Annotated in this window: 24 protein-coding genes; 10 read left to right on the forward strand and 14 right to left on the reverse strand. The window is 62.8% G+C overall.

Annotation, left to right across the window (positions count from 1 at the left end):
• Nucleotides 1-2 precede the first annotated feature (2 nt).
• The 3 genes from LB577_RS00480 (at nucleotide 3) to LB577_RS00490 (ending at nucleotide 2,766) form a co-directional block, all read left to right on the forward strand.
• Nucleotides 3-1,160, forward strand: a complete 1,158-nt coding sequence (locus tag LB577_RS00480) for an amino acid ABC transporter permease (protein ID WP_023766422.1) — start codon at nucleotides 3-5, stop codon at nucleotides 1,158-1,160.
• A 78-nt stretch (nucleotides 1,161-1,238) separates the two neighbouring features.
• Complete coding sequence (locus tag LB577_RS00485; protein ID WP_031240865.1) at nucleotides 1,239-1,988, forward strand: amino acid ABC transporter ATP-binding protein; 750 nt, start codon at nucleotides 1,239-1,241, stop codon at nucleotides 1,986-1,988.
• 112 nt (nucleotides 1,989-2,100) lie between these two features.
• A complete protein-coding gene (locus LB577_RS00490) occupies nucleotides 2,101-2,766 on the forward strand; it encodes a TIGR02117 family protein (protein ID WP_224685109.1) in 666 nt (221 codons plus the stop codon).
• Between the two features lie 16 nt (nucleotides 2,767-2,782).
• Here the strand turns inward: LB577_RS00490 and LB577_RS00495 are convergent, their stop codons facing one another.
• From LB577_RS00495 to LB577_RS00510, 4 genes are all read right to left on the reverse strand, one after another.
• Nucleotides 2,783-3,106: a BrnA antitoxin family protein gene (locus LB577_RS00495; RefSeq protein WP_224685110.1), complete on the reverse strand. Its 324-nt coding sequence runs from the start codon at nucleotides 3,104-3,106 to the stop codon at nucleotides 2,783-2,785.
• Entirely contained in the window at nucleotides 3,084-3,383 is a 300-nt protein-coding gene (locus tag LB577_RS00500) for a BrnT family toxin (RefSeq protein ID WP_224685111.1), read from the reverse strand. Before LB577_RS00500 ends, LB577_RS00495 begins: the two co-directional genes overlap by 23 nt.
• 67 nt (nucleotides 3,384-3,450) lie before the next feature.
• Nucleotides 3,451-4,689 carry an FAD-dependent monooxygenase gene (locus LB577_RS00505; protein WP_224685112.1) on the reverse strand — a complete coding sequence of 413 codons (1,239 nt, stop codon included), beginning with the start codon at nucleotides 4,687-4,689 and terminating at the stop codon, nucleotides 3,451-3,453.
• A gap of 19 nt (nucleotides 4,690-4,708) precedes the next feature.
• Nucleotides 4,709-4,954, reverse strand: a complete 246-nt coding sequence (locus LB577_RS00510) for a zinc-finger domain-containing protein (RefSeq protein ID WP_013896203.1) — start codon at nucleotides 4,952-4,954, stop codon at nucleotides 4,709-4,711.
• A gap of 144 nt (nucleotides 4,955-5,098) precedes the next feature.
• On the opposite strand from LB577_RS00510, the gene LB577_RS00515 reads away from it, so the two are divergent.
• Nucleotides 5,099-7,300: an RNA degradosome polyphosphate kinase gene (locus tag LB577_RS00515; RefSeq protein ID WP_224685113.1), complete on the forward strand. Its 2,202-nt coding sequence runs from the start codon at nucleotides 5,099-5,101 to the stop codon at nucleotides 7,298-7,300.
• Nucleotides 7,300-8,835 carry an exopolyphosphatase gene (gene ppx / locus LB577_RS00520; protein WP_013896201.1) on the forward strand — a complete coding sequence of 512 codons (1,536 nt, stop codon included), beginning with the start codon at nucleotides 7,300-7,302 and terminating at the stop codon, nucleotides 8,833-8,835. Before LB577_RS00515 ends, ppx begins: the two co-directional genes overlap by 1 nt.
• A gap of 272 nt (nucleotides 8,836-9,107) precedes the next feature.
• Here the strand turns inward: ppx and LB577_RS00525 are convergent, their stop codons facing one another.
• The 5 genes from LB577_RS00525 to LB577_RS00545 all read right to left on the reverse strand — a co-directional run bounded on the left by LB577_RS00525 (nucleotide 9,108) and on the right by LB577_RS00545 (nucleotide 13,495).
• Nucleotides 9,108-9,512 (reverse strand): DoxX family protein, encoded by a 405-nt coding sequence (locus tag LB577_RS00525; RefSeq protein ID WP_140571691.1) that lies wholly within the window; start codon nucleotides 9,510-9,512, stop codon nucleotides 9,108-9,110.
• Nucleotides 9,513-9,740: 228 nt separating this feature from the next.
• Nucleotides 9,741-10,163, reverse strand: a complete 423-nt coding sequence (locus LB577_RS00530) for a DoxX family protein (RefSeq protein WP_023766427.1) — start codon at nucleotides 10,161-10,163, stop codon at nucleotides 9,741-9,743.
• Between the two features lie 175 nt (nucleotides 10,164-10,338).
• Complete coding sequence (fumC, locus tag LB577_RS00535; protein WP_224685114.1) at nucleotides 10,339-11,736, reverse strand: class II fumarate hydratase; 1,398 nt, start codon at nucleotides 11,734-11,736, stop codon at nucleotides 10,339-10,341.
• A 162-nt stretch (nucleotides 11,737-11,898) separates the two neighbouring features.
• Nucleotides 11,899-12,450, reverse strand: a complete 552-nt coding sequence (locus tag LB577_RS00540; protein ID WP_224685115.1) for a DUF805 domain-containing protein — start codon at nucleotides 12,448-12,450, stop codon at nucleotides 11,899-11,901.
• A gap of 271 nt (nucleotides 12,451-12,721) precedes the next feature.
• Nucleotides 12,722-13,495 carry an SDR family NAD(P)-dependent oxidoreductase gene (locus tag LB577_RS00545; protein WP_224685116.1) on the reverse strand — a complete coding sequence of 258 codons (774 nt, stop codon included), beginning with the start codon at nucleotides 13,493-13,495 and terminating at the stop codon, nucleotides 12,722-12,724.
• A 246-nt stretch (nucleotides 13,496-13,741) separates the two neighbouring features.
• Between LB577_RS00545 and LB577_RS00550 the strand changes: the two genes are divergently transcribed.
• A complete protein-coding gene (locus LB577_RS00550; protein ID WP_224685117.1) occupies nucleotides 13,742-14,713 on the forward strand; it encodes a glycosyl transferase family 90 in 972 nt (323 codons plus the stop codon).
• A 54-nt stretch (nucleotides 14,714-14,767) separates the two neighbouring features.
• On the opposite strand, the gene betI is transcribed toward LB577_RS00550, so the two are convergent.
• The gene (gene betI / locus LB577_RS00555) at nucleotides 14,768-15,406 is read right to left on the reverse strand and encodes a choline-responsive transcriptional repressor BetI (RefSeq protein WP_224685118.1); all 639 of its coding nucleotides are present in this window, start codon (nucleotides 15,404-15,406) and stop codon (nucleotides 14,768-14,770) included.
• Nucleotides 15,407-15,498: 92 nt separating this feature from the next.
• On the opposite strand from betI, the gene choX reads away from it, so the two are divergent.
• Both choX and LB577_RS00565 read left to right on the forward strand, forming a co-directional pair.
• Nucleotides 15,499-16,437, forward strand: coding sequence for a choline ABC transporter substrate-binding protein (gene choX / locus LB577_RS00560; RefSeq protein WP_013896193.1), 939 nt, complete (start codon nucleotides 15,499-15,501; stop codon nucleotides 16,435-16,437).
• The gene (locus tag LB577_RS00565; protein WP_224685119.1) at nucleotides 16,434-17,273 is read left to right on the forward strand and encodes an alpha/beta fold hydrolase; all 840 of its coding nucleotides are present in this window, start codon (nucleotides 16,434-16,436) and stop codon (nucleotides 17,271-17,273) included. Before choX ends, LB577_RS00565 begins: the two co-directional genes overlap by 4 nt.
• Nucleotides 17,274-17,275: 2 nt before the next feature.
• On the opposite strand, the gene LB577_RS00570 is transcribed toward LB577_RS00565, so the two are convergent.
• Entirely contained in the window at nucleotides 17,276-17,527 is a 252-nt protein-coding gene (locus LB577_RS00570) for a hypothetical protein (protein WP_140571673.1), read from the reverse strand.
• A 42-nt stretch (nucleotides 17,528-17,569) separates the two neighbouring features.
• Nucleotides 17,570-18,364, reverse strand: a complete 795-nt coding sequence (locus LB577_RS00575) for an NIPSNAP family protein (protein ID WP_224685228.1) — start codon at nucleotides 18,362-18,364, stop codon at nucleotides 17,570-17,572.
• A gap of 149 nt (nucleotides 18,365-18,513) precedes the next feature.
• Between LB577_RS00575 and LB577_RS00580 the strand changes: the two genes are divergently transcribed.
• On the forward strand, nucleotides 18,514-19,161 hold the full coding sequence (locus LB577_RS00580) for a TetR/AcrR family transcriptional regulator (protein WP_224685120.1): 648 nt from the start codon (nucleotides 18,514-18,516) through the stop codon (nucleotides 19,159-19,161).
• Between the two features lie 62 nt (nucleotides 19,162-19,223).
• Here LB577_RS00580 and LB577_RS00585 read toward each other — a convergent pair whose 3' ends face one another.
• Nucleotides 19,224-19,823 carry a hypothetical protein gene (locus LB577_RS00585; protein ID WP_224685121.1) on the reverse strand — a complete coding sequence of 200 codons (600 nt, stop codon included), beginning with the start codon at nucleotides 19,821-19,823 and terminating at the stop codon, nucleotides 19,224-19,226.
• Nucleotides 19,824-19,945: 122 nt separating this feature from the next.
• Here LB577_RS00585 and LB577_RS00590 point away from each other — a divergent pair, with 122 nt between their 5' ends.
• Complete coding sequence (locus LB577_RS00590) at nucleotides 19,946-21,079, forward strand: metallophosphoesterase (protein ID WP_224685122.1); 1,134 nt, start codon at nucleotides 19,946-19,948, stop codon at nucleotides 21,077-21,079.
• Nucleotides 21,080-21,104: 25 nt separating this feature from the next.
• Here the strand turns inward: LB577_RS00590 and LB577_RS00595 are convergent, their stop codons facing one another.
• Nucleotides 21,105-21,284: a CsbD family protein gene (locus LB577_RS00595; protein ID WP_013896186.1), complete on the reverse strand. Its 180-nt coding sequence runs from the start codon at nucleotides 21,282-21,284 to the stop codon at nucleotides 21,105-21,107.
• Nucleotides 21,285-21,432 lie beyond the last annotated feature (148 nt).

The following is a 21,432-nucleotide window of genomic DNA, read 5'->3' on the forward strand; positions in this document are numbered from 1 at the left end:
CCATGCAGGAACACGACATGACCTGGGTGCGTACCGAAATGGCGCTGGCGCAGCCGCCGCCGGCAAGCGTCAGCGGTCCGATCGCCTGGGTGCGCAAGAACCTGGTCGGCACGGTCGGCGACACCATCCTGACCATCCTCGGCATCATCATCGTCGCCTGGGTGCTGCCGCAGGTCATCGGCTGGGCGTTCATCAATGCCGTCTGGACCGGGCCGGATCGCACCGTCTGCGCGACCGTTGCGCAAGGCGGCATTCAGCCGGATGGCTGGAGCGGCGCCTGCTGGGCCTTCGTCAACGCCAAGTTCGGCCAGTTCATGTTCGGCACGTATCCGGTCGAGGAGCGCTGGCGGCCGATCGTGGTCGCCATCCTGTTCGCGGCGCTGCTGATACCGATGCTGATCCCGCGCGTGCCCCGCAAGGGGTTGAATGCCATCCTGCTTTTCCTGGTGCTGCCGATCGTTTCCTTCTTCCTGCTGGTCGGCGGCATGTTCGGCCTGCCGCATGTCGAAACCTCGCGCTGGGGCGGGCTGCTGATCACGCTCAGCCTCTCCTTCGTCGGCATCGCCGTGTCGCTGCCGCTGGGCACAGTGCTGGCGCTCGGCCGGCGCTCCAAGATGCCGATCGTCAAGATGCTGTGCGTCATCTTCATCGAAGCCGTGCGCGGCATCCCGCTGATCACCGTCCTGTTCTTCGTCTCCGTCATGCTGCCGCTGTTCCTGCCGGCCGGCGTCACCTTCGACAAATATTTGCGGGCACTGATCGGCGTGTCGCTGTTTGCCGCCGCCTATATGGCCGAGGTGGTGCGTGGCGGGCTGCAGGCGATCCCGAAGGGCCAGTATGAAGGCGCCGATTCGCTCGGCCTCGGCTACTGGCAGAAGATGAGCCTGATCGTGTTGCCGCAGGCGCTGAAGCTGGTCATCCCCGGCATCGTCAACACCTTCATCGGCATGTTCAAGGACACCAGCCTGGTCCTCATCATCTCGATGTTCGACCTGCTCGGCATCGTCAAGCAGAACTTTTCCGACGCCAATTGGGCAACGGCGCAGACCGCGAAATCCGGTCTCGTCTTCGCCGCCTTTGTGTTCTGGCTGTTCTGCTTCGGCATGTCGCGCTATTCAATGTACACTGAACGCCGGCTCGACACCGGCCACAAACGCTAAACAAAAAAGCAAGGGGACCCCGTCATGGCCACCGAAAATGCCGTCAGCGCGGAAGAGATCAAGGTCAACGCCGCCAAGATGCATATCTCCACCACCGATGTCGCCATCGACATCATCGCCATGCACAAATGGTATGGCGAGTTCCATGTCCTGAAGGACATCAATTTGAAAGTGATGCGCGGCGAGCGCATCGTCATCTGCGGCCCGTCCGGCTCCGGCAAATCGACGATGATCCGCTGCATCAACCGGCTGGAAGAGCACCAGAAGGGCAAGATCATCGTCGACGGCAAGGAACTGACCAATGATCTGAAGAAGATCGACGAGGTGCGCCGCGAGGTCGGCATGGTGTTCCAGCACTTCAACCTGTTCCCGCATCTGACCATCCTGGAGAACTGCACGCTGGCGCCGATCTGGGTGCGCAAGACGCCGAAGAAGCAGGCCGAGGAAATCGCCATGCATTTCCTCAAGCGCGTGAAGATCCCGGAACAGGCCAACAAGTATCCCGGCCAGCTGTCCGGCGGCCAGCAGCAGCGCGTGGCGATCGCGCGCTCGCTGTGCATGAACCCGCGCATCATGCTGTTCGACGAGCCGACCTCGGCGCTCGATCCGGAAATGATCAAGGAAGTGCTGGAGACCATGGTTGGCCTGGCCGAGGAAGGCATGACCATGCTGTGCGTCACCCACGAAATGGGTTTTGCCCGCAAGGTCGCCAACCGGGTGATCTTCATGGATCAGGGGCAGATCGTCGAGCAGAACACGCCGGCCGAGTTCTTCGACCACCCGCGCCACGAGCGCACGAAACTGTTCCTGTCGCAGATCCTGCACTGAGCGATCCGACGCCAGTTCAGGAAGCCCGGCCGCACCAAGGCCGGGCTTCCTTGCATTTGAGCGAGTGGATCGCTTGCATTGGAACGCGACTGAGCCGCAGAGTCGCCGCCTCATGAGAAAACTCGGCCGTTTTCTGGGTCTGCTGTTGATAGCGGCCGCGCTCGCCGCGACGCTCGGCACGCTGTTGCCGCGGCCACTGTGGCCGGCCGCCGCTGCGGGCGAGGGCACCCGGCACGTATTGGTGCTGAAGAACCCGATCCACACCGACATCGCCATTCCGGTGGACGATGCCGTGCGCCAGCGCTTTCGTTTCCTGGTCGAGGCCGGCATCCCCGCCGACAGTCCCGAGGTGCGCTACATCGTCTTTGGCTGGGGTGGCCGCGCCTTCTATCTGGAAACGCCGACTTGGTCGCAGCTGAAGGCCATTCCGGTGATGAAAGCACTGACCATTGACGCGTCGGTCATGCATGTCGATGTCGCCGGCGCCATCGCCGAGCCACATCCCGACATTGCCGGTTTCGATATCGGCGAGGACCGTTTTGCGGACTTGCTCGATTTTATCGCAGCCAGCTTCCAGCAGGGGACTGGCGGCCCAATCGTCATCGAGAATGCAGCCTATTCCAGGTTCGACCGCTTCTACGAGGCGAACGGCCATTTCAACGCACTGGTCGGCTGCAACACCTGGACGGCGGCGGCGCTACGCACCGCCGGCCTGCGCACCGGCTGGTGGAACCCGCTTCCGGCTTCGCTGGGGCTGTCGATGCGGCTGTATAATTGAAGATCATTCGGGCTGATCAGCCGGTCTTGCGGTCCTGTTTGGACACATATTCTCGAAGCGCTCTGTTGATTGCGCTTTGGTAGCCGCGACCATCCGGTGCGCTCCTTTTGAACCAGGCAACGAGATCGGAATCGAGGCGAAGGGTCAGTTGTTGCTTGACCGGCTTGAAATAGGGATTTCGGACAGCGTTCTGCCAGAACTCCTCGGTCAATTCGGGAATATCGCTCGTATCGACATCATCCTCCGGTCGCGCCTTCAAAGCCGCGATCTCCGCTTTCTGTGCTTTTGTCAGAGGAGGTGGATTGGCCGGATCATATTTATATTGAACGATTTTGCGCATAACGTTTCTTCTCCCTTGTAGTCGCTCGCCGCGCGGAAATGATGCGGATCACCTCCATTCCGTCTTCTTCCCGATCGACATGGGCAATCAACAACACAAGCATGTCATCAACCGCGCCGGTCGTCTGCCAACGGTATTCGCCGTCTTCGACTCTGTCCTGCTCCGTTAGCGCGAAGGGATCGGAGAAAATGCTAACCGCGGTTTCGAAGCTCACACCATGTTTGCGCAGATTCGATCTGGCCTTTTCGAGATCCCACTCAAATCGCAATTCTTCCATATTTTGTAACCACAAAAATGTAACTACATTTCACTGCGACGTCAAGGCTGAATGACGTGATGACACGTCACCGCCTGACAATCTTCGGTTGCTCCCACCCGTAGAGCCAGTCCAGATCCGCCGCGAGTTTTTCCGCGGGCCGCGTCGCCAGCACCAGGTTGCGAGCCAATGCCACCGGGCCCCACGCGTGCCAGGCCAGCCGGTTGAGCGCGCCGCGCCGGATCACCTTCTCGACGCGGGCTCGCCTGAGATTTTCCCAGATCGCCAGGCCCTGCTTCGGATTGGCCGGGAAGTCGGCAATTACCCCGGCAAGCGTTGCGGCATCTTCGATGGCCATGGCAGCCCCTTGTGCCGCGAATGGGGTCATCGCATGTGCGGCGTCGCCAATCAGGGCGATGCCAGTTGGTGTCGTCCAGTGCTGCTTCTGGTCGACGGTATGGAGTGGCCAGGTCAGCCACGGGCCGGCCATTTCGACCAGTCTTGCAAGGGCTGCCGCCGTGCCGCTCATTGCATTGGCGAGGATGACGGGATCGGCACGACCCGACCAACCCTCGGCAATGCGCTCGCCTTTGGTGAAGGCGACAAGGTTGAAGGCATCGCCCTTGCTGACGGGATAGGCGACCATGTGGAATCCCGGATGCAGAAAAGTCGTGACACAATCAGCCGCCCCAATCGCGGCAAAGGCTTGTCCGGCGCCGCTATCGGCGGTGACGGTCGTGCGCCAGGCCAGTTCGCCGGAAAAACGGCTTCTTGACGATCCCCCCCGAGCCCGATCGACAACCGCGCGCACCGATGACCACACGCCGTCGGCGCCGACCAAAAGGAAGCCCTGTGACTGGACGATCTTGCCGTCCGTCTCCAGCGTCGCCGCCACACCATGGTCGCCTGTGGCAAAGCCGCTGACGCGCGCACCCTTGACCAGCTGAATATTCGGGCTTTCGGCGACGTGTGCGGTCAGCGCGCTCTGCAGATCGGCTCTGTGGGCGACGAGATAAGGCGCGCCCCAGCGTTCTTCGGCGGCTTGCCCGAGGGGGACACGCGCCAGTTCGCGCAACGTCCTTGCGTCCTTCAGCACGACGGCCTCCGGCCGCACCGCGGCCGGCAGCAGCCGGTCGAGCACGCCGAGCTGGCGCAGGATGCGTGTCGCGTTGGGGGAAAGCTGGATGCCGGCTCCCACGGCCTCCAGCCGCTGCGCCTGTTCGAACACCTGCACGGGGTAGCCGCGTTCGGCGAAGGCAAGTGCTGCGGTCAGCCCGGCAACGCCCGCTCCGGCGATGACGACTTGCCGGGAGCGCTTGTCGTCCATCAGGCCCGTCGCGGAAGAATCAGGCGGCCTGGTCGATGTAAAGGCAGCCCGCCGGCAGCGTTTCCGTGGCCTTCAGCTTCGGCGAATAGCGGTAGAGCGTCGAGCAATAGGGGCAGACCTTCTCATTGTCGTCACCCATGTCGAGAAACACATGCGGATGGTCGAAAGGCGGGTTGGCGCCCGTGCACATGAATTCCTTGACACCGATGTCGATTGCCGGAAAGCCCGCATCGTTCTGGAAATGGGGAATGGAACCGCCTGCCATCGTCGTCTCCTTAACGCAGTCTCGCATGCATCTGGATCATAACAGGTCTCTTTGCAAGATCGATGAAATGAAACTGTCGCAAAAGCCTGTCAGAGGATAAGTTAAGCCGGTTAACCGGCTGAGCTGGTGGGAAGAGCAGGAACAATGAACGAACTGAAGCCGGTGCAGAGCGAATTCATCAATGTCGAGGCGGCAAGCCCGGAGGGCGGCAATCCAGACCGTTTCGTCAATCGCGAATTTTCCTGGTTGCAGTTCAATCGCCGCGTGCTCGAGGAATCGCTGAACACCAATCATCCGCTGCTGGAGCGCGTCCGCTTCCTGTCGATCTCGGCCGCCAATCTCGACGAGTTCTTCATGGTCCGCGTCGCCGGCCTCGCCGGCCAGGTGCGCGAGGGCATCGTCTTGAAGAGCCCTGACGGGCGCACTCCCGAACAGCAGCTCGAACAGCTGCTGCGCGAGGTCGAGCGGCTGCAGGAAGACCAGCAGAAGAGCCTATCGGCGCTGACCGTGCTGCTCAACAAGGAAGGCATCGAGACCATTACGCGGGATGCGCTGACCAAGGACGAGAAGGCCTGGCTGGAAGAGCATTTCCAGGACCAGGTGTTTCCGGTGCTGACCCCGTTGTCGATCGACCCGGCGCATCCATTCCCGTTCATTCCCAATCTCGGTTTCTCGATGGCGCTGCAGCTTCGCCATCGCAAGAATGGCGAGGAGATGAGCGCGCTCTTGCGCCTGCCGGTGGCGCTGAAGCGCTTCATCCGCCTTCCGGATCGCAAACACCATGTCCGCTTCATCCCGCTGGAAGAGGCGGTCGGCCTCTATATCGGCAAGCTGTTCCCCGGCTATGAGGTCAAGGGTTCCGGCACATTCCGCATCATCCGCGACAGCGACATCGAGGTCGAGGAGGAATCGGAAGATCTGGTGCGCCTGTTCGAGACGGCGCTGAAGCGCCGCCGCCGCGGTTCGGTGATCCGCATCGAATTCGACAAGCTGATGCCCAGCGAATTGCGCGACTTCGTCGCCGGCGAGCTTGGCGTCTCGTCGAGCCGTATCAGCGTGCTCACCGGCCCGTTGGCGCTCAGCCAGATCTCCGAGATCGTGGCGGTCGCCCGCGACGATTTGAAGTTCACGCCCTACAATCCGCGCTTTCCCGAGCGCATCCGCGAGCATGGTGGCGACTGTTTTGCCGCCATCCGCGAGAAGGACATCATCGTCCACCACCCCTATGAATCCTTCGACGTCGTGGTGCAGTTCCTGCGCCAGGCCATGGCCGACCCCGAGGTGGTGGCGATCAAGCAGACGCTTTACCGCACCTCCAACGACAGCCCGATCGTGCGCGCGCTGGTCGATGCGGCCGAGGCCGGCAAGTCGGTGACCGCGCTTGTCGAGCTCAAGGCCCGTTTCGACGAGGAAGCCAACATCCGCTGGGCGCGCGATCTGGAGCGCGCCGGCGTGCAGGTCGTGTTCGGTTTCCTCGAACTCAAGACCCACGCCAAGATGTCGCTGGTGGTGCGCCGCGAAGACGGCAAACTGCGCAACTACGTGCATCTGGGCACCGGCAACTACCATCCGGTCACCGCGCGCATCTACACTGACCTGTCCTTCTTCACCACCGATCCGACGATCGCCCGCGACGTCGCCCAGCTGTTCAATTTCATCACCGGCTACGCTGAGCCGACCGACGAAATGCGGCTGGCGATCTCGCCTTTCACGCTGAGAAGCCGTATCCTCAAGCACATTTCCGCCGAAGTCGCCCATGCGCTGGAAGGAAAGCCGGCTCGCATCTGGATGAAGATGAACGCGCTTGTCGACCCGATCATCATCGATGCGCTCTATGATGCCAGCCGCGCCGGCGTCGAGATCGACCTCGTCGTGCGCGGTATCTGTTGCCTCAGGCCTCAGGTTCCGGGGCTTTCGGAAAACATCCGGGTGAAGTCGATCGTCGGCCGGTTCCTCGAGCACAGCCGCATCTATTGCTTCGGCAATGGCTATGGCCTGCCCTCGGACGAAGCGATCGTCTACATCTCCTCGGCCGATCTCATGCCGCGCAATCTCGACCGCCGCGTCGAGACCATGGTGCCGATCACCAATCCAACTGTGCATGAACAGGTCCTTGGCCAGATCATGCTCGGCAACATCATGGACAATCAGCAAAGTTTCGACGTATTGGCTGATGGAACCTCCCGGCGCGTCGTGCTGGAGGAGGGCGAGGAACCGTTCAACGCGCAGGAATATTTCATGACCAATCCGAGCCTGTCGGGACGGGGTGACGCGCTGAAGTCGCACGCGCCCAAGCGCATCGCGCAGTTCAAGCGCCGCAAGAAGAACGCCGCAGCGTCCGGCTGATGCTGTCTGATTCCCAGGGCCGGCTGCAGGACCGCCGACCGCTGTCCATCATCGACATCGGGTCGAATTCGATCCGCCTTGTCGTCTATGAGGGACTGGCGCGTTCGCCGACCATGCTGTTCAACGAAAAGATGCTGGCCGGCCTTGGCCGCGGCATCGTTTCGACCGGCAAACTCGATCCCGAGGCGGTGACACGCTCGATGGAGGAGTTCCGCCGCTTCCGTGCGCTTTCCGACCAGGCCGGCGCCGAGCACATGTATGTCTTGGCCACCGCCGCCGCCCGCGAGGCGATCAATGGTCCCGATTTCATCCACCGCGCCGAAGAGGTGCTGAAGACCGAGATTCGTGTCATCAGCGGTCGCCAGGAGGCCTATTATTCGGCGCTCGGTGTCATTTCCGGCTTCCACCCGGCCAACGGCATCGCCGGCGATCTCGGCGGCGGCAGCCTCGAACTGGTCGACGTCAATGGCGAGGCGATCGGCGATGGCATAACGCTGCCGCTCGGTGGCCTGCGCCTGCAGGACATGGCCAAGAACTCGCTTACCCAGGCGCAGAAGATCGCGCGCGACGAACTGGCGCGGGCCAAGCTGTTGAAGGGCGGGCAGGGCCGGCCCTTCTACGCCGTCGGCGGCACCTGGCGAAACCTCGCCCGGCTGCACATGGAGATGACCAACTACCCGCTTGGCGTCATGCACCACTACGAGATATCCGCCGAGAGCGCGACGGCCTTTCTCAAGCAGGTGGCAAAAGCCGAGATCGAGAAGATCAAGGGCATTGAAGGCGTATCGAAAAATCGCCGCTCGCTGCTGCCTTACGGCTCTATCGTCCTGCAGGAGATCATGGCGGCCATGCAGCCGTCGAAGATCATCGTCTCGGCACTCGGTGTGCGCGAAGGCTTCCTCTATTCACTGCTCGACGAGGCCGAGCAGAAGGCCGATCCGTTGATTTCGGCATCCGAGGAACTCGCCCGGCTGCGCTCGCGCTCGCTCACCCATTCGCATGAACTGGTCGACTGGACGGCAAAATCCTTTGCCGCCTTCGGCATTGATGAGACGGAGGACGAGGCGCGCTACCGCCACGCCGCCGCATTGCTGGCCGATATAGGTTGGCGCGCCCATCCGGAGTATCGCGGCAGGCAATCGCTCAACATCATCGCGCACGCCTCCTTCTTCGGCGTCGACCATCCCGGCCGTGCCTTCCTGGCCTTGGCCAACGCCTATCGCCACGATGGCATCTTCAACGAATCCATCGCGCCCGAAATCAAGGCGCTGGCGACGCCGCGCTATCTGGAGCGCGCCCGTGTGCTGGCGGCGATGATGCGCGTCGTCTATCTGCTGACGGCCTCGATGCCCGGCATCATGCCCAGGCTAAAGTGGGAGCAGCGCGCCAACGGCGTGCTGGCATTGGTGTTGCCGGCATCCCTGGCCGACCTCTATGGCGAACGGCCGGCCGGGCGCCTAGCGCAACTGGCGCGCATCACCAACCGCCGGCTGGTGCTGGCCGTCGAGGGCGGCCCGAGCATGTCGGTGAAATAGACACAGTCTACCAGAGCGCACGCGGATATCAGATCAACCCAATCGCGCCACCTTGCAAGCGGTTTCGCGTTTGATGACCGGCTTCCCCCACTCCGTCCCTGCTTCGCAGCGCCACCTTTCCCCCCTCCGGAGGGAAAGGAAGGGAGCGTTGCTGGACGAGCGTTAACGCCAAAGAACTTGGCGCCCTTCCTCTACCCCGTCGATCGGGGGAGAGGTGGCTCGGCGAAGCCGAGACGGAGTGGGGGTCGACCTGGCTCGGGACTAAGAAGATATCAAACCGCGTCGCGCCCGTCGGCCGACCAGGCGCCCGCACCGGCCATGCCCAGCGCCAGGAAGCCGCCCGCGATCGCAATGTCCTTCATCAGCATCTGCTGGTGCAGGAAGGCGAGCGTCGCATCGCCGGCGCCCTGGCCGTAATGACCGATGAAACCGGCTGCGATGCAGAAGGCGGCAAGCAGCAGCGCCACGATCCGCGTCTGGAAGCCGATGAGGATCAGCAGTCCGGCGATCAGCTCGAACAGGCCCGTGCCCCAGGCGGCAAGCGTGGGCAGCGGCAGGCCCAGGCCGGCGAAATAATTGGTGGTGCCGGCGATGTTGGCGAGCGCCTGGAAGCCGGACGGTACGAACAGCACGGCAAACAGCAGCCGCGAAACCAGGAGCAATGCGTTGCGAGCCATGGCCCATCTCCCTTGTCGCCGCACGATCGGGCTCAGCCGGCGGCCAGGCAGTCTACTCCTGCGAGGCTGCGGCTGAAACCGGAGAGCCGCCTATTTGAGACAACGAAGAAGCGGCGCGAAAAATTCCGTGCCGCTTCCATTTTCAAGGCTTGGGAGGGAAGGCTTGGAGCAATTCCGAGGAAAAGCGCATAGCGCTTTCCCTCGGGAACTGCGTCAGAACAGGGAAACTCAGCCGCGCTTGGCGTCGATAGAGTAGGCGCCGGCGCCCGACGAAGCCAGCAGCAGGAAGCCGCCGGTGATGGCGAGGTTCTTGAGAAACTGGATCATCTGCATCTGGTCGGCCCAGCCGGTGTGGGCGACAAGGCCGGTGGCGACCGTGAAGATCGCGAGCACCCAGGCGGCGATCCTGGTCTGGAAGCCGACGAGGATGGCGAGCCCGCCGAGCAGTTCGATCAGGCCGACAACGACGGCCGTCACGGTTGGCAACGGCAGCCCGAGGGCGCCGAAATAGCCAGCGGTTCCGGAAATGGCAGTCAGCTTGCCGAAGCCGGAAAGCAGGAAAATGACCGCGAGCAGGATGCGGCCGAGCAGGATCGTGACAGAACTATTGGACGCTGTGCCGGCGCCGGCGGCGGAAGTGTTGGTGGACATGGTGGCTCTCCGAATGGGTTGAATGACCACCCAGATAGACGATGCCGACTGTTCACCAAAGCCGCCTATGCGGCGACACATTGTTCACAGGTCATACATTTCCGCGATCGCGCGACACGCGCGAAATTCGTGTCGGATGACGCGGTGAAGGGGGTAAATTTTCCCGCCGAAAACCTCACCCCGGATGGGTCATGTCCGCGGGCCGCACCAGCCGGTCATAGTCGGCCTCGCTGACTAGGCCGGTGGCCAGCGCTTCCTCGCGCAGCGTCGTGCCCTTTTTGTGCGCGGTCTTGGCGATCTTGGCGGCGTTGTCGTAGCCGATGGTTGGCGCCAGCGCCGTCACCAGCATCAGCGAGCGGTCGAGGGCCGCCTTGATGTTGTCTTCGCGAGCCTCGATGCCGACGACGCAATTGTCGGTGAAGGAGACCGAAGCGTCGGCGAGCAACTGCACCGACTGCAGGAAGTTGTAGGCCATCAGCGGGTTGTAGACGTTGAGCTCGAAATGGCCCTGGCTGCCGGCGAAAGTGACGGCGGCATTGTTGCCGAACACCTGCACGCAGACCTGGGTCAACGCTTCGCACTGTGTCGGGTTGACCTTGCCCGGCATGATCGACGAGCCGGGTTCGTTTTCCGGCAGCGACAATTCACCGAGGCCCGAGCGCGGCCCGGAACCGAGGAAGCGGATGTCGTTGGCGACCTTGAACAGGGCAGCGGCAGCGGCATTGATGGCGCCGTGCGAGAACACCATGGAATCGTGCGCCGCGAGCGCCTCGAACTTGTTGGGCGCGGTGACGAAGGCGATGCCGGTAATGGCGGCGATGCGGTCGGCCACCCGCTCGGCGAAGCCAACCGGCGCGTTGAGGCCGGTGCCGACGGCGGTACCGCCCTGCGCCAGCTCCTGCAGGCCGGGCAGCGTCAACTCGATGCGCTTGATCGACGAGGCGACCTGCGCCGCATAGCCCGAGAATTCCTGGCCCAGCGTCAGCGGCGTGGCATCCTGCGTGTGGGTACGGCCGATCTTGATGATATGGTTGAACTCCCTGCTCTTGGCGGCCAGCGCCTTGTGCAGGTGCTTCAGCGCCGGCAGGAGGTCGTGCACGATGCGCTCGGCGCAGGCGATGTGCATGGCCGTCGGATAGGTGTCGTTCGACGACTGGCTCATATTGACGTGGTCGTTGGGGTGTACCGGCTTCTTCGAGCCCATGACGCCGCCCAGCATCTCGATCGCCCGGTTGGAGATCACCTCATTGGCGTTCATGTTGGACTGCGTGCCCGAGCCGGTCTGCCAGACCACCAGCGGGAAATGGTCGTTGAGCTTGCCGTCGATAACCTCCTGCGCGGCCGCGATGATCGCCTTGCCGATGGCGGGATCGAGCCGCTTCAGCTCCATATTGGCTTCCGCTGCCGCCCGCTTGACGATACCGAGCGCCCGCACGACCGAAACCGGCTGCTTTTCCCAGCCGATCTTGAAATTGCCCAGGGAACGCTGCGCCTGCGCGCCCCAATAGCGGTCGGCGGCGACCTCGATGGGACCGAACGTGTCAGTTTCGGTTCTGGTCTTTGGCGTGCTCACGGCAAGTCTCCGGTCTGTCGATTTGGGCAACGGCGTATCGCGTTGCACAAAACGCATCAAGCGGAGATTGCGGACGGTGAGGATGCAAATCGGTTGAAGATGGCCCGTGGATTACGCTTTGTATGCAGGCGCCCGCGTGTTCGCGGAACTGTCTTTCTCGACCTAGAGGCCGCGGCGGCCGAATCCGGTTGGGCCTGTGGGACGCCTCGTTTGCGGCGCCCGTGGTGCGGGATCGATCCTGCTGGCTTGCTGGTCCACCCTGGTGGATCGCGATTGCTGCTGAACAGAGTGCTCGGCCTTCATACGCGAGATGTGTGTGCTGAGCTCGCTTCTGGAATCATCCGTGCCGGATGGCGGACCATAGTCGTTGTTGCCGCCTGAACCGGAGAAAAAGCCGCATTCGACGAGCACCCATAGTCCGCCGATATAGGGGAGGAACAACAGCAGGGACCATACGCCCGACTTGTCCAGATCATGGTACCGCTTGATCGTTGCGGCGAAATTGATCCAGAGCGAAAGGACGGAGCCGGTGATTAGCGCCAGATTGACACTTAGCCGGTCTGAATGAAGCGCCCTGAGCCTTTGACCAGCCGATGCACCTCCGACGTGGACAAGCGCGGCGACGGTCACCACCAACAGGGCCAGCACCACGAACTGGGCCAACCACCATTGTCCACGCCCGATCCGCCCGGAAAATCCAAACAAAAGATTCATGTACATCCCCCATCGGCATGTGGGGGCAATATTCATTGCGTATGTAAAAAGTTACTAAAGATATTCTGGCGAAATAAGGAATATGGCGAGCCGACCATCTGGATGGTTAATTGATGAGGAATGGAGCATATAAACAAAGATCAGTATTTATTCTTGTCGATGGGATCTGCACTCGTCAGCTGAAGCAGCCGTTGGCCGACGATCGGATCTATCCGGTCCGAGGCAACAACGCGCCGCGCCTGTCCGTCTCACGCAGGGCGACAACTGGCGCTCATCCCGCCGTGTACCCGCCATCGATCGCGAAGATACCACCGCTCGTCCACGCGGCCTCGTCACTTGCGAGATAGACCGCGATGCCAGCCAGATCGCCCGGGCGGCCGATGCGGCCCAGCGGATAGCTGCGGTCGACATAGGCCTTCAGCTCCGCCTGTGCCTCGGCCGGCAGGTTGTCGACGGTCTTGCGCCGCATGGCGGTGTCGACCGTGCCGGGCGCGATGGCGTTGACCCGGATGCCGCGCGGGCCGAGTTCGAAGGCAAGCGACTTGGTCAGCGAATTCAGCGCGCCCTTGGACAGCGAGTAGAGGCTGGATGGCCGCTTCGGGATCATCTTGTTGGCGAAATAGGAAGAGATGTTGATGACGGACGCGCCGGCGCCGAAATGTTCCAACAGGCCCTGGGTGAGAAAGAACGCCGCCGTCACATTGAGCGCGAAGGAGTGCTGGAATTGCGCCTCGCTGACGGTTTCGAACGGCACGAGATAGGCGACACCGGCATTGTTGACGAGGATATCGAGCGGCTGGCCGGCGCCATTCACATGCTCGACGACGGCGGCGATGCCGGGGCTGACGGCAAGATCGGCCGACAATGTCTCGACCGTGCCGACAGGGCCGGGAGCCATCAGCTTGTCGCGAGCGGCTTCGAGCTTGCCGGCGTCGCGCCCGACGATCAGCATATCGGCGCCCTCGCGCAGGAACGCCTCGGCGATCGCAAGGCCGATGCCGTCCGAACCGCCGGTCACCAGCGCGCGCTTGTTGCGAAGTTTCATGGGAACGCTCCAAAGCAGCCTTGGCCAGCCCAAGAGCACCGCATAGTCGCGGCAGTGGTCAACCCAGCGGCCTATCCCACGGTATGAACTTCGATCGCCGCCGGCCCTGCGGCTTGCTTCGGAGGGGCGAACAGGATAGCCGGCTTGACCGAGCGGTCGTGCAGTTTCAAGTGAAGCGCCACGGGTCTCCTATCGAAATACCTTTCCCAAGAAGCATTGTTGAATCCCGCAAGAGCATTGTTGAAAATGGCTACTCTCGAGATGGCGAACCGAAAGCTTCCCTTGCCGGTCGATGTCGTCGAGGTCGGCCGGCGCTTTCTGCCCGGGCTCAATCGGGGTGAAATCTACTGTCGCCTCGACGACGGGAAGCTCATCGTGCGCTCCCGTGCCGCCTGGCTTGAACGGCACGTGCAGGTCCTGACGCTGATTGCCGAGGCATTGGCGTCGCTTGGCGCCCGCAGCATGCCGCCTTTCTACATGCTTCTCGGGGACACCCCGTCCCGCAGAAGGCATCGCCGTTTCCGCACCCGCTTTGCCTTCTCCCAAGCCGACGGCTATGGCGAGGTGGCGGCGCCCGATTTCGTTTTCGATGGATGGCCGGACGCAAAGTTCGACGACTATGATGAGAAGACACGAGCGATGGCGGCAGCATCGGAAGAGCCGCCGCGCGACAACAGATTGTTCTGGGCGGGGCGCTGCATGAACGAAGCCCGCAAAAGGGTCGTCGATCTCGCAAAAGCCCGGCCAGACTTGCTGGAGGCTTACGACACCGAGCCGAACTACGACGTCGCCGTCAATCGCTATTCCACCAGGTTCAGGACGATGGAGGAACAGGTCGCGACGTACAGGTACATGATCGACATCGAGGGCGCCGGCTACAGTGGCCGCCTCAAGATGCTGCTCCACACCAAACGGGTGGTCCTGCTGCAGGATCGGCCATGGCGCGAATGGTTTTTCGACGATATCGAGCCGTTTCGACACTATGTCCCGGTGGCGCGCGACATGTCGGACCTGGCCGAACGCATCGAGTGGCTGCGCGTCAATCCGAAGAGGGAAGCCGAAATAGCCACGGAGGCGCAGCACTTCGCGCAGACCCGCCTGACCCGCGCGGCGGCCGTGGCGGCATGGGCGAAGCTCCTGGGGGATCACGCCGCCGGCGGCGGCAATCTGAAATCCGGTCTCCAGCACCGCAAGCGCGCAACCGGCTGGCCGATCTAACCGTGCGCCTGTTCCCATGAGGTGAAACTCAGCCCGGCTGGCAAGCCAGCCGGTTTACGCGCCGACGGCCGCAGGCCGGTGCATGGCCAGTCGCGCGGCGACAAGATCCCTGACCTGGCGGATCGCCTGTTCGCGCGATACGCTGCCTGGTTGCAGGCCGAGCCGCAGCCAAAGCCCGTCGATCAGCGCGGTGACGCCAAGCGCTATGTCGTCCGCATCTCCAGGCGGGGCAAGGCCGCGCAGGCCGGACAACAGGTTCGAGCGCATGCGGGCGTGAAGCACCCTCTGGATGCGCGCCAGCTTCTCGTCGCGCGGGACCTCGGCGCAAAGCGAAAGCCAGGCATGGCATAGCGGTGGCCGGAACAGGTGCTCCTCGAAATTGCCGTCGATCACGGCATCGAGGCGCTCCATCGGCGTCCGCGCCTGGCGCAGCCGGGTGACCACCGCGTCGCGCAGGACGGCATTGGCCTCGCGCATGGCATGCTCGAACAGTTCCTGCTTGTTGCGGAAGTAGTGCAGCACGATGCCCTTGGAGGCGCCTGCGTGGGCGGCAACCTTTTCCAGCGTGGCACCTGCAATGCCTTCGCGCTCCAGCACGGCGAAGGCTGCCTGCCGCAATTCCTTGCGGCGTATGTCGCCGAGACGCTTGAGTTTCACGGGTTCGATCCATGCATGGCGAATCCACGTTGACATTTTCGTCCGGTCAGATCAATCATTGACCAGTGGGACAATAAAAAGACCAATTGGTCAATCCGACAATAATTGGTCACAAGAGGAGAACCGAAATGTTGCGCATCCTTGCAAATGGCGTGTGTCTTGCCGCGTTGGCGCTGGCGTCTCAGGCAGCCCAGGCGGCAGAAGCGGAGGAGTGCAGGACGGTCCGCATGGCCGAACCGGGCTGGAATGATCTTGCCTTCACCACGGGCGTGGCCAACGTCCTGCTGCAAGCGCTCGGCTATCAGCCGCAAAGCGAGGTGCTTGGCATCAACGTCATCTACGAAGGCATGAAGAACAGGGATCTCGACCTGTTCCTCGGCTACTGGGACCCGGCGATGGTCACTTACTACGAGCCCTATAAGAAGGATGGCTCGATCGAGAATGTGCGCGTCAATCTCGTCGGCGCCAAATACACCTTCGCCGTGCCGACCTATGTCTGGGAGGCCGGCGTCAAGGACATTGCCGACCTGCACAAGTTCGCCGACAAGTTCGGCAAGAAGATGTACGGCATCGAGCCCGGCTCCAACCAATTGATGATGGACGCCATCGCCGATCCGAGCTTTGGCCTCGATGGCTGGCACGTGGTCGAGTCCAGCGAGGCCGGCATGCTCTCCGAGGTCGGCTACGAGATCAAGGAGAAGCAGTTCATCGTCTTCCAGGGCTGGGCGCCGCATCCGATGAACACCATGTACGATTTCAAGTATCTGACCGGCGGCGACAAGTTCTTCGGCCCGAATTTCGGCGCCGCCACGGTGACGACGCAGGTGCGCAAGGGCTATCTGGATCAGTGCCCGAACGTCGCGCAATTCTTGAAAAATCTCGCCTTCGACATCGATTTCGAGAATGTCGGCATGGGCTACCTGATCAATGACGGCATGAAGCCGGAGGATGGGGCGCTGAAGGCGGTCACGCTGAATAAGAGCCGCCTCGATGCCTGGCTCGCCGGCGTCACCACTTTCGACGGCAAGCCCGGCCTTGCCGCGGTCAAGGAAAAGCTCGGCCTGTGAGATCGGCCGCGCTGGATGCCTTGCCCGACGCTGGGGCCGAACAGGACGCCTGGGCCGGCCGCAAGCGATTGGTCGATGTTGGCGACCTCGAGATCGCCTATGTCGAGATCGCGGGCGCCGAGCCGCCGCTGCTTCTGGTGCATGGCTTCACCGACACCAGCCGCAGCTTTTCGCTTCTTGCGCCGCATCTGGCCGGCCGCCGGCTGATCATGCCCGACCTGCGCGGCCACGGCGGATCGCAAGCAGGCAAGGGCTACGCCATCGCCGACTTTGCCGATGACGTCGCCGGGCTGATCGGGCGTTTGCGGCTCGACCGGCCCGTCGTCGTCGGTCATTCCCTGGGCGCCATGGTGGCCATCGCATTGGCCGCGCGACATGATGCGCTTGTCGGGGGACTGGTGGTCATGGCCGGCACGGTGAAGCCTGGTTTCTCGCGCGATCATGCGCTGGTCGCGGGCGTTAAGGCCTTGCATGACCCGATATCGCCGGCCGACCCGTTCTATGCCTGGTGGCATGCCTGCCGGCCCGGCGTGCCGCAGCCCTTTCTCGCTGGTCTTGCGGAGGATGCCTCGGCGATGCCGGCGGCGCGCTGGCGCGCGATCCTGGAGGAGATCTGCCATGCCGACCTGAGCGGTGCGGCGCGAGCCGTGCGGACCGAGACGCTGATCATCGCCGGCGCATGCGACCCGCTGTTCGGCGAGGCGCACCAGCAGGCATTGCTCAGGGCTCTTCCCGAGGCCGTCCTCGTCCGCGCCGAGGCCTGTGGCCACAATCCGCATTGGGAGGAGCCGGCTTTTGTCGCCAGGGCCGTCGGCCGGACCTTCGGCGAAGCCTGAACTCAGCCGAATAGTGAGCGAAGCATCGACACCGGGTCGCCAATGAGGCCCAGCGCATGCAGGATCACCGCCACGGCGAAGGCGATGATGAGGGTCCGGCTGGCGATCACCAAGGCAAAGCCCAAGGGGTTTTTATCGACGTCGAAACGATAAATGCCATCATTGGCGACGCCCGAGGACAGCGATCTGTATATGCCCCAGACCGCCGCGAGGGCTAGCAGGCCGAAGACCGTTGCGATGAACCACTGCGGCATGGGTGACGTCCGATTGGATGTCGGCAGCATAAAACAGCCGGATTAAGCAATCGCTGATGTGCCGAGCAGCGATCGCCCGGTTGGCGAAAGCCGCAGCACGTCCGTCGGCTTTGACAGTCTCGGTTCCACGGCCCGCTGGAAAGCCTGCCAGCCGAGCGAGGCTGCAAGCGTCGTCTGGCATTGCGCGTGGGCATCCTCGCTTTTGAAGCCGGTGACGGACAGGAAAACATTTTCGCCGGTTCGAACCGGCAGGCGTGAAAACGTGTTTTCGGCGCGCTCCGTCATGAACGCCCCGAGCAGGCGCGCGCCGTTCGCGGCAAGCTGCGGGGCGGCCTCTGTTCGAAAGCGCTCAGCGAAGCCGGTTTCGGTGCCTGGCCGCAAATGATGAATCGAAATCTCAACGAGGGTATCTAAAGCGCTTTGCGGGTTTGGGTTTCCGGCTTCCGCCGCGGCTGGCCTTTGCAACCCCGACAGATCGAAACCCGCGCTCGGCCATGCCGGCTTCAAAAGCAGAACGTCGTCTGAATCGATCATCGTGGCGTTAGCGGCGTCCCGATGTTCGGCCCAGACCGGGCCGCCATAGAAGGCCGTCAGCGCGTCTTTCCTAGTCTCCATATCGTCGAAGCCGCGCAGCCAGACGAACATGTCGGGACGGTCGAGATCCCTGAACTGGCCGATAATGGTCATCCCGGCGTCTTCCTGGCCCTCGATGAACTTGCTGTCGAAGAGGTCGATGAGTGTGTCGCGCTGGCCCGATTTCAACGTGTATTGCCGCAACTCGACGACGGGCGACGCGCATGCCGCAAGCTCCGGCTTGGCATTGAGGGGCAGGTCCATCGCGTTCTTCTCCAAAACAGGGTGATCATCCTGTTTATAAACAGACCGGTTGTCCTGTTTTGTCAACATGCTATTGTCCGGCAATGTCAGCAGAGATGACCATTCGACCGGGCCCACGGTCTCGCAACCGCATCAACGACCCCCAGGGCATGCGCCGGAAAATGCTCGATGTCGCCGAGGTCGCGTTCCAGGTGCGCGGCTATCACGCGTCCAGCCTCGGCGATCTGATGGCGGCGGCAGGGGTCAGCGGCGGTGCGCTGCATCACCATTTCCCGACCAAGAAGGCGCTGGCGCTGGCGGTGATCGAGGAGCGCGTGGCAGCCGCGGTCGAAGAGACATGGATCATGCCGGTCAAGGCTGCGGCCTCGGTGCGCGAGGGCGTGCGCCTCGTCTTCGAGGCTGTGGCGGCCGAACTGGAACAGCAGGGTTTCGTGCGCGGCTGCCCGCTCAACAACCTGGCGCACGAACTGTCTCTTGCCGATCCGGAGTTCCGCACCGCCCTTGCCGGCATCTTTTCGGGATGGCGGCAGGCGATCGCCGACAAGATCGGGGCCGACCAGCAGGCGGGCAGGGAGCTGGGCATGGATCCCCAGCGCTTTGCGGCGCTGGTGATCGCCACCTACTCGGGCGCCATGTCGATGGCCAAGACGGCGCAGGACGCCGGCCCGTTGCGCGATTGCCTGGCGGCGTTGGAGTGGGACGCTTCCCAGGCCGAGCCGTCTCATGGTGAGTCGTCCCAGGGCGAGACGGGAGCGAGGCGGCGTCGCAGGGTGCTGCGGCGGTACGGAACCTCATGAGGCCAGTCCCTTACGGCCAGTCTCCCTTACTCGGCCAGTCTTCCTTACCCGGCTAGCATCCCTTACTCGGCCAGCGGTTTGATCGTCTCGTAGCCGTTCACCGATTTCTTGCTGGTGCCTTCATCGTAGCGCCGGGCGAGGGCGGCTTGCAGATCGGGTGCATAGAGCGCGGTATAGGCATCGAGCGTCTCGCCTGCTCCGCTCTTGAAGGTCTCCTGGACGGCGAGCACATTGTATTTGCAGTCGCCCAGGCTGAACGTCTCCTTGCCCTTGACCACCAGCGTCAGCGTCTTGGTGCTCTTCGGCTGCTTGCTGGGCGACAGCTCGACAAACTCGATCGTGCCTTTGGTCCCCGTTTTCAGCGGAAACAGTTTTCGCAGGTCGGAAAATGGGATCATCGCCAGCCGGCCGGTGTCGCTGTCGCGAAACACCTCGATCAGGCCGGCAAACAGGAACTGCTTCTGTGGTGATTGCGAAGCGTAGGTGTTGACGACGGAGACCATTCCGCCGGCTACGGGCCGAAACTCGCTTTGGATGCCGGGCCTCGCCAGGATGAAGCCATTCTTGGCGGACTTTGCGTCGATGCAACCGGCGGCATGCGCGGTGCTCGCGGACGGGATCACGATCGCGGCAAGGATCACGCAGATCGGTGCGGTTTTCATTTCGTCCTCCTCTGCTCGCGCAAGTTGAGGGTTAGACATGCCAGACCCATGAACCTATGTCGATGCTCGGCTGCAAGGAGAGGCGCTGGACGGCCGCCCGCTCTCCGTGCTGAAATTCCCCGATGATGAATCGACTGTCGCCGGCATTGCTTTCACGACGCTGCTTCCTAGCGCGGGCCGCCGGTTTTGCCGCGGCTGGCGTGCTGTCACGCCCGGCGCTCGGTCAGACCGGGCAACGCGTCCAGCCCATCGACGCCACCTTCCTGTTCATCGCCGATATCCATGCCTGCCGCATGGCCAGCGGTTTGAGCCCCAACTGCCAGCAGGAAGGCAAGACCGACGCGGCATTGCTGCGCAATGTAGCGGCGCTGAACGCCATCGGCGACAAGGACTGGCCCGCCGAAATCGACGGCGTCGCCACCGGCCTGCGTTCGGCTGGCAGCCGCATCGGCACGCCGCTCGGCCTCGTCGTTGGCGGCGACATCACCGACGACGGCGGCGGCCAGATCACCCAGCCGAGCGAGGGCACGCAGCTCCTGCAGTTCAGCCAGCGCTACCAGCAAGGTGTCGGCCCCGATCGCGTTCACATGCCGGTCTATGTCGGTCTCGGCAATCATGATCTCGACCAGAACGGGCCGCCGCACCATGTCGACTGGTATCGGCGCGAAATGCGCGACTATGTCGAGGTCAACCACCGTGCCGGCGTCTTCTTCAAGCCGCCCGCGCCGGCCACCAGCTACGATGTCGACACCGATTGCTATTCCTGGGACTGGGGCGGCCTGCATCTCGTCCAGACCCATCGTTTCGCCGGTGATACCGGCCACGGCGCCGAAAGCAGCCTGCCATGGCTGAAGCAGGACCTGGCGACCTACGCGGCGGACGGTCGCCCCGTCATCCTGTTCCAGCACTATGGCTGGGACACATTCTCGATCGAGCGTTGGGATGCCGCCAAGAGAACCTACGACGATGACGGCGCCGGCGCGCCGCACTGGTGGGGCGAAGCCGACAGGCAGGCGCTGCTGGCGGCGCTGAAGGGCTACAATGTCGTCGCCATCTTCCACGGCCACCAGCACGCCACGCCGCTGATCTATCACCGCGACGGGCTCGACCTGTTCAAGCCGAAGGCCGCCTATATGGGAGGTTTCGCCGTCGCCAGGCTGACCAGCGACGGCATGGACGTCGCGCTTGGCGAGGCGATCGATGACCATGGCGAGGTCGCTTTCACCAACGCCTTCAGCAAAGGCTGGAGCACATGACAGTCGATGCAGCCATCCGAAAAGGTCAGAGCGCCTTCTTGATTTTTTCCTTCATGTCGCCGTAGGCCTTCTGCACCTTGCCGGTGGCCTTGTCGGCCATGCCTCTGGCCTGGGTCTGCCTGTTGCCGGTCGCCTTGCCGGCGGCCTCCTTGACCGAACCCTTGACCTGCTTGGCCACGCCTGCGACCTGATCCTTGTTCACCATTTCCACATCTCCCGGGTTTTGAATTCGAAGGAATTGGGTTTTGAATTCGAACGAATTCATCCGCGGCAAGCCAACGGACAGATCCCGCTTGGGTTCCAGGCGTCGTTCGGCCGGCAGATCAGGTCGCACCGTCGCTTCCTGGCGAAAG

Source organism: Mesorhizobium sp. B283B1A, assembly GCF_020165735.1.
GTDB classification, from domain to species: Bacteria; Pseudomonadota; Alphaproteobacteria; order Rhizobiales; family Rhizobiaceae; genus Mesorhizobium; species Mesorhizobium opportunistum.

Bases quoted from the DNA above. Each gene is read 5' to 3' on its own strand.
- LB577_RS00480 (WP_023766422.1), top strand. From the start codon at position 3: ATGCAGGAACACGACATGACCTGGGTGCGTACCGAAATGGCGCTGGCG.
- LB577_RS00485 (WP_031240865.1), top strand. From the start codon at position 1,239: ATGCATATCTCCACCACCGATGTCGCCATCGACATCATCGCCATGCAC.
- LB577_RS00490 (WP_224685109.1), top strand. From the start codon at position 2,101: ATGAGAAAACTCGGCCGTTTTCTGGGTCTGCTGTTGATAGCGGCCGCG.
- LB577_RS00495 (WP_224685110.1), bottom strand. From the start codon at position 3,106: ATGCGCAAAATCGTTCAATATAAATATGATCCGGCCAATCCACCTCCT.
- LB577_RS00500 (WP_224685111.1), bottom strand. From the start codon at position 3,383: ATGGAAGAATTGCGATTTGAGTGGGATCTCGAAAAGGCCAGATCGAAT.
- LB577_RS00505 (WP_224685112.1), bottom strand. From the start codon at position 4,689: ATGGACGACAAGCGCTCCCGGCAAGTCGTCATCGCCGGAGCGGGCGTT.
- LB577_RS00510 (WP_013896203.1), bottom strand. From the start codon at position 4,954: ATGGCAGGCGGTTCCATTCCCCATTTCCAGAACGATGCGGGCTTTCCG.
- LB577_RS00515 (WP_224685113.1), top strand. From the start codon at position 5,099: ATGAACGAACTGAAGCCGGTGCAGAGCGAATTCATCAATGTCGAGGCG.
- ppx (WP_013896201.1), top strand. From the start codon at position 7,300: ATGCTGTCTGATTCCCAGGGCCGGCTGCAGGACCGCCGACCGCTGTCC.
- LB577_RS00525 (WP_140571691.1), bottom strand. From the start codon at position 9,512: ATGGCTCGCAACGCATTGCTCCTGGTTTCGCGGCTGCTGTTTGCCGTG.
- LB577_RS00530 (WP_023766427.1), bottom strand. From the start codon at position 10,163: ATGTCCACCAACACTTCCGCCGCCGGCGCCGGCACAGCGTCCAATAGT.
- LB577_RS00540 (WP_224685115.1), bottom strand. From the start codon at position 12,450: ATGAATCTTTTGTTTGGATTTTCCGGGCGGATCGGGCGTGGACAATGG.
- LB577_RS00545 (WP_224685116.1), bottom strand. From the start codon at position 13,495: ATGAAACTTCGCAACAAGCGCGCGCTGGTGACCGGCGGTTCGGACGGC.
- LB577_RS00550 (WP_224685117.1), top strand. From the start codon at position 13,742: ATGGCTACTCTCGAGATGGCGAACCGAAAGCTTCCCTTGCCGGTCGAT.
- betI (WP_224685118.1), bottom strand. From the start codon at position 15,406: ATGTCAACGTGGATTCGCCATGCATGGATCGAACCCGTGAAACTCAAG.
- choX (WP_013896193.1), top strand. From the start codon at position 15,499: ATGTTGCGCATCCTTGCAAATGGCGTGTGTCTTGCCGCGTTGGCGCTG.
- LB577_RS00570 (WP_140571673.1), bottom strand. From the start codon at position 17,527: ATGCCGCAGTGGTTCATCGCAACGGTCTTCGGCCTGCTAGCCCTCGCG.
- LB577_RS00575 (WP_224685228.1), bottom strand. From the start codon at position 18,364: ATGGACCTGCCCCTCAATGCCAAGCCGGAGCTTGCGGCATGCGCGTCG.
- LB577_RS00580 (WP_224685120.1), top strand. From the start codon at position 18,514: ATGCGCCGGAAAATGCTCGATGTCGCCGAGGTCGCGTTCCAGGTGCGC.
- LB577_RS00585 (WP_224685121.1), bottom strand. From the start codon at position 19,823: ATGAAAACCGCACCGATCTGCGTGATCCTTGCCGCGATCGTGATCCCG.
- LB577_RS00590 (WP_224685122.1), top strand. From the start codon at position 19,946: ATGATGAATCGACTGTCGCCGGCATTGCTTTCACGACGCTGCTTCCTA.
- LB577_RS00595 (WP_013896186.1), bottom strand. From the start codon at position 21,284: ATGGTGAACAAGGATCAGGTCGCAGGCGTGGCCAAGCAGGTCAAGGGT.